The 5,852-nt window shown below is 43.0% G+C and carries 4 protein-coding genes; 2 read left to right on the top strand and 2 right to left on the bottom strand.

The features are described 5' to 3' along the window. Window positions 1-98 precede the first annotated feature (98 nt). Window positions 99-1,523, top strand: a complete 1,425-nt coding sequence (locus tag H6S82_RS33595) for a hypothetical protein (protein ID WP_242056962.1) — start codon at window positions 99-101, stop codon at window positions 1,521-1,523. A 59-nt stretch (window positions 1,524-1,582) separates the two neighbouring features. Here the strand turns inward: H6S82_RS33595 and H6S82_RS15265 are convergent, their stop codons facing one another. Continuing rightward, on the bottom strand, window positions 1,583-3,928 hold the full coding sequence (locus tag H6S82_RS15265; protein ID WP_190463867.1) for an ATP-binding protein: 2,346 nt from the start codon (window positions 3,926-3,928) through the stop codon (window positions 1,583-1,585). A gap of 617 nt (window positions 3,929-4,545) precedes the next feature. Further along, entirely contained in the window at window positions 4,546-4,713 is a 168-nt protein-coding gene (locus tag H6S82_RS15260) for a hypothetical protein (RefSeq protein ID WP_190463868.1), read from the bottom strand. Window positions 4,714-4,809: 96 nt separating this feature from the next. On the opposite strand from H6S82_RS15260, the gene argF reads away from it, so the two are divergent. Then, window positions 4,810-5,733, top strand: coding sequence for an ornithine carbamoyltransferase (gene argF, locus H6S82_RS15255; RefSeq protein ID WP_190463869.1), 924 nt, complete (start codon window positions 4,810-4,812; stop codon window positions 5,731-5,733). Window positions 5,734-5,852: the final 119 nt, after the last annotated feature.

Below are 5,852 nucleotides of genomic sequence, written 5' to 3'. Positions count from 1 at the left end.
GTTTAAAGGTTTTTCGCATATTTAATTAACCCATCTGGAGGAGGTCAAAAGCCACTCATTTAAGCGAATTTACTAGAGTCACTCAATGAGGCGATCGTATGAACCATCCTTTTGCCTTACAGCTTTCTGAATTGGAAGCTTTGTGGAAATCTCAATCCGTCAATTTTGCCAAACCCGAAAGTGACGAAAATGACGAACCTGTATTTACTACTCTTGCTATAGGAGAAGAAGGCGGAGTAGTTACTACTCAAGCTTTAGAAGAAGAAGGCGGCGTTACCACCGAGGCGTTGGGAGAAGAAGGCGGTGTTACTAATGAAACATTGGATGAACCAGTTAGCGTCACCACCAAAGCTATTGGTGAAGAAGGAGGCGTTACCACTGATGTTTCAGAAGAAGATGATGGAACATTCACTACTTTAGCTTTAGGGGAAGAAGGCGGCGTTACTACTCTAGCTATTGGCGAAGAAGGCGGCGTCACTACCAAAGCGTTAGGGGAAGAAGGCGGCGTTACCACCGAAGCGTTAGGGGAAGAAGGCGGCGTTACCAGCGATGCGATGGGAGAAGTCGGCGGAATTACCACTGAAGCTTTCGGTGAAGAAGGTGGAGTAGCGACGACTTTAGCTATTGGCGAAGAAGGTGGAACAGTAACCACTCAAGCTGTTGGGGAAGAAGGCGGTGCTACTATAGCTTTTGATGAAGGTTTTTATCTGGAAAATTACTCTGATGTTAAAGCAGCTGTAGAAGCCAAAGTTTTTAGCTCTGGGTTAGAGCATTTTCAACTATTTGGTGCAGCGGAAGACCGGAATTTAACTTCACCTTTCTTTGACGAAAATCTTTATTTACAAAGATATGGTGATGTTGCAGAAGCGGTTAGTAATGGAGTTTTTGCATCCGGTTTAACCCACTTTATCGAGTTCGGGTCTGCGGAAGGTAGGTCTGGAAGTGCTTTCAACGAAAAAGCATATCTATGGTTTTATCCGGATGTCGGACAAGCTGTTAGTTCGGGGATGTTTAGTTCTGGTTTGGATCATTACACAAAGTTTGGACAATTTGAGCCAAATCGATATGCTCTTTTCAACGGGAGTAGCGGTAATGACATCATAGCAGGCTTTGGTACATCTAGTGCGATCGCAGGCGTTGGCCTTGACGTTGCAGTAACTGGCGGAATCATCAATTTTAAGGTTCAAAGTCTAGGCGTCGGTGAAATTGATACTTTGATTGGCGGCGCAGGCGCAGACACATTTTTGCTTAGCGTTCCGGCTAATTCAGAGAACGTGATTCCTCAACCTTTATATGTTGGTAATGGTAGCGCTGATTACGCTGTAATTCGCAAGTTCGATATCGGAAATGACGAGATTGTACTCGCGGGACGAGAGAGTAACTATAGGTTGGAAGTGGCGAATGGAAATACCAACATTTTCACGTCTTCTGGAGACTTGATTGGTGTTGTAGAAGGAGTTTCTTCATTAAATGCCTTGGAAGTAAATAGCGTCGCTGGCGCAGTTACTTTACTCAGCGGCTAAATTTCCTTGTTTTTCGTTCCCATATTCTACCTGGGAACGAGAAATAGGAGAGATATAACTCAACAAGCTGTACACTGGTGGAGAGTAGGTTGTTGCTCGATGGGAATTTCGATCGCAAACTCTGTTCCTTGTCCCGCAGCGGAAATACACCGGATTTGACCTTTGTGAATTTCGGTCACAATTTGATGGCTAATAGACAATCCCAAACCTGTACCTTTACCTGTTGGCTTAGTTGTAAAAAATGGGTCGAACAAGTGAGATACTACGCTCTCCGGTATACCTGGACCATTGTCTTTAATGCGAATGACGACATGAAAGTCATCTAACATTTCAGTCCGAATTAAAATCATGTTGGGATTGCGTTCGATATCGGCATATTTCCGCGTCGAGTTATATTCATCGAAGGCATCGATCGCGTTAGCTAAAATATTCATAAACACTTGATTCAATTGTCCGGAATAGCACTCAATAAGCGGTAAGTCACCATATTCTTTAATCACTTTAATAGCAGGACGTTTGCATTGCTTTTTCAAACGATGCTGCAAAATTGTCAAAGTGCTATCTAAACCTTCATGAATATTCACTGGTTTTGCATATGTTTCTTCTACCCGCGAAAAGTTGCGTAGCGACTGCATGATGTCCCGGATGCGATCGGTTCCAAATACCATAGAAGAGAGCATTTTGGGCAAATCTTCAGTTATAAAATCGAGGTCTATTTGAGCGGCGTGTTCTTCAATTTCAACTGGGGGATTAGGATAGATGGTACGATAAAGTTCCAGATGTTTGAGCAAATCGGCGGTGTAACGAATACCGATATGCAAATTGCCGCAGATAAAGGCAACAGGATTATTCACTTCATGAGCGATTCCAGCCACAAGTTGTCCTAAATTGGAAATTTTCTCTGTGTGAATTAGTTGAGCTTGGGTAGTTTTGAGTTTGTGCAAGCTGCGTTCTAATTCTTCTGCTTTTTCTTTGGCTTCGGCGTAGAGTTCGGCTTGGTTAATCGCGATCGCCAATTGATTCATTACAGCAGAAAGCAATTCTACTTCACTCTTGTTCCAAGGTCGAGCCACTTCGGTACGAACGCAATTAATCACGGCGATCGCACCATTGAGAGAGCGGGTCGGCATTGCTAAAATTGAGCTAAAACCGAGAGAAGAAAGCAGATGTTTCCATTCAGGCTCGCTGACATTTTCTACATCATCAATTTGCAGTATTTCCAAGCGTAATAGCTGCTCTGCCAAAGCACCTATTTTGTGTGCCTTATAGCGCCCTCTTAAGTCAGGTAATTCTGAATGGCGAGCTTCTTTCTCTACATCCCAATAAGGTTCTGATGTCTCGTGTAAATACCAAACAAATTGGCAGCGATCGAGCAGTAAAAATTGCTGGATTTCTTGTACTGCTGTTTCAATTACGGTATTGAAATCTAAAGAATTGCGAATTTGGTTAGTCAGGCGATTTAACAGCTTTTCTCGTTGAACTTGTTGGGTCAGTTCAACTTCTGCTTTGACGCGACAAGTAATATCAGTCGCTGTACCGATTAGACCGAGCTTCTGTCCGTTTATATCTCGCAACGGTGTTGCTTTATTTTCAAAAATTACGCTGCCAAAATCGGTTATCCAGCTTCCTTCCGCACCTGCCAAAACATGGTTAATTTGCTCTAAAATATCCGGTCGATCGACATACAAGTCAAACACCGATTGTCCGACTACCTCTCCCGGTTTTTTGCCTATTGCTTCTAACCCTTTACCTTCCGAGAGGATAAAAATTCCGTTCTTATCGATCGCATACAAAATTATAGGAGTATTTGTTATTAGTGCTTTTAAATGTTCTTGACTTTCTCTCAGGGCTATTTCGCTTTGCCTGCACTCGTAAATATTAGCTATTAAAGCTTCTACTTCTTCCTCTTTACTGGGGAAAAAATCGGCATTTTTGTGATAATTATTATTTTTATTTTCCGCAATAACAATTTTTTCTGCAAATAATATTAGCCCTCCAAAATCACCTTTTTTTAAAGGGTTTTTGCCGTAATTATCCTGAAAATCGGAGTAACTTTTTACATACCAAGGTTGAGCTTCCCACTTGATTTTATAGCGGATGTCTGATTTTTCCTGGGGTAATTCTTCCTCCCATGTATGGACTATTCCTGTCTCGCAACGCTGATAAATTTCTTCCCAGTGTTCCGGGTCTCCTCCATAAACTTGATAGTGAGATTGGCCAATAATATTTCCGTCTTTAAGTTGGTAATCTTTTAACCAGCGTTTGCTGACTTTGACATAGCGCATCTGCGAGTCGAGGATGGCAATTGCCGCTGGTGCGTCCATAAGCTGCTCAAACATTTCTTCATAAGGCAGCCGGATCTTATGATATTCAGTCTCCTGCTTTTTTAACGCTTTATAAGTCATGATGTTATCTTCGTAACTAAATGGACTTTTTATGTGGGTTTTAAACCAAATAAAATGCACCCCATCTTTGAAAAAGATTCTTTCTATGTCTTAAGCTATAGGTATTTATTCTGTTCTCTGTCTAAAGACAGATTTATTTAAGGCTAGGAACTGGAGAAGCTTGTCGTCCATTCCCTAGCTTTGCAATGGATGTTTATTTCTGCGTTTACTTGTTTATTGAAGTAAAATTTGAGCATCTTTTTATGTAAAAATGTGATTGGCGATCGGCATTATGAACCATGAGCGGCTATGGGCAGTCCCATGACGTGAAAAAATTTTTTGTAAAATGGACAACTTATCGCCCATATGGTAAAGATGCTACCGGGTGGGAAAGACAAGACTGAAAAGTCAAAAGCGAAAATTCTTTTTTTCACTTTCTGGCTGTTCCTTAATCCCGATTACCCTTTTAAATAACTGCTCTGTTAAGTATAATACCAAATTTAGTTGCACGGTTGTGCTAGAGTACGATTTTTTTAAAAGCTGGGTAGAAGAGCCAAAAGTAGATCTAATAATAATCTAAAGCATAAATTACCTTGCCATCTCCCCGAAAGCGCTCTCCACCAAAAGAGATCGATCGCTCACCATAGGTAGCTAGCTGCGTACTGCTGTTGTGAGGTTTGCAGGCACACTCCAGGCCGATCGCTTTTTACAGCAATCGCATCCAGGCTATTTTGTCTGCCTGTAAAGCCATTCTGCTTCCGCAAGAGCGAATCTGCCTGCGGAAGGCGTCCCGAATAGGCGTACAAATCCGGTTAAACAGCGCATCTTTTTGTGCCTTTGTGGTTGAAAATTTTACCAATATACTCGAAAGGCCAATTTGATATTAACGATCGGACATGAACATGGAAACATTGAAAGGACGAGATTTACTGAGTCTGGCAGACCTGAGTGCAGACGAGTTACAGGAACTCCTGCAATTGGCAGCGCAGATGAAAGCAGGAAAGGTAAACTGGCGGTGTAACAAAGTTTTGGGGTTGCTGTTCTACAAAGCTTCCACGAGAACGCGGGTGAGTTTTTCGGTAGCGATGTACCAATTGGGAGGTCAGGTGATCGACCTCAATCCCAATGTCACGCAAGTGAGTCGGGGAGAACCTTTGGTGGATACGGCGCGAGTTCTCGATCGCTATTTGGACATTTTGGCGGTGAGGACGTTTGACCAAAAAGATCTGCAACTATTTGCTGACTGTGCCAAGATTCCAGTGATCAACGCTCTCAGCGATACGGAACACCCCTGTCAAGTTTTAGCAGATTTATTAACGGTTCAAGAATGCTATGGCTCAGTCAAGGGTGTGACTTTGGCATATTTAGGCGATGGCAATAATATGGCAAATTCCCTGATTTTGGGTTGCGCGATGATGGGGATGAATGTGAGGGTTGCTACACCGCCGGAATACCAGCCAGATCTTGCCATTGTAGAACAGGCACGAGCCATTGCGGGCGATTCAGCACAAGTGATGCTGACAGATGACCCTATTGCGGCGGCAAAGGATGCTTGCGTGCTTTACACTGATGTCTGGGCTAGCATGGGTCAGGAGGATTCCGCTAGTAGCCGCATACCCATTTTTCAACCTTATCAGGTCAATCAAGAATTGTTGAGCATTGCTGACAAACACGCGATCGTTCTTCACTGTCTACCAGCTCACCGTGGCGAAGAAATTACCGATGAAGTAATCGAAGGTTCCCAGTCAATGGTTTGGGATCAGGCAGAAAATCGAATGCACGCGCAAAAGGCGCTGCTTGCTAGTTTACTAGGGGCTGACGATTAGGGAAAAGTCAAAAGTCAAAAGTCCAGGACTTACGCACGAGAATCTTAGAAACCGGGTTTCTGCGTAGATTGTCAGCTTCAAAGCGACGATTTTTCATAGAAACCCGGTTTCTTTGCGTA

Origin of the sequence: Planktothrix sp. FACHB-1355 (assembly GCF_014748295.1) — a bacterium.
Classification (GTDB): domain Bacteria; phylum Cyanobacteriota; class Cyanobacteriia; order Cyanobacteriales; family Aerosakkonemataceae; genus Aerosakkonema; species Aerosakkonema funiforme_A.
Note: the sequence above shows the minus strand (reverse complement) of the source record. Positions and strands in the feature narration are given on the sequence as shown.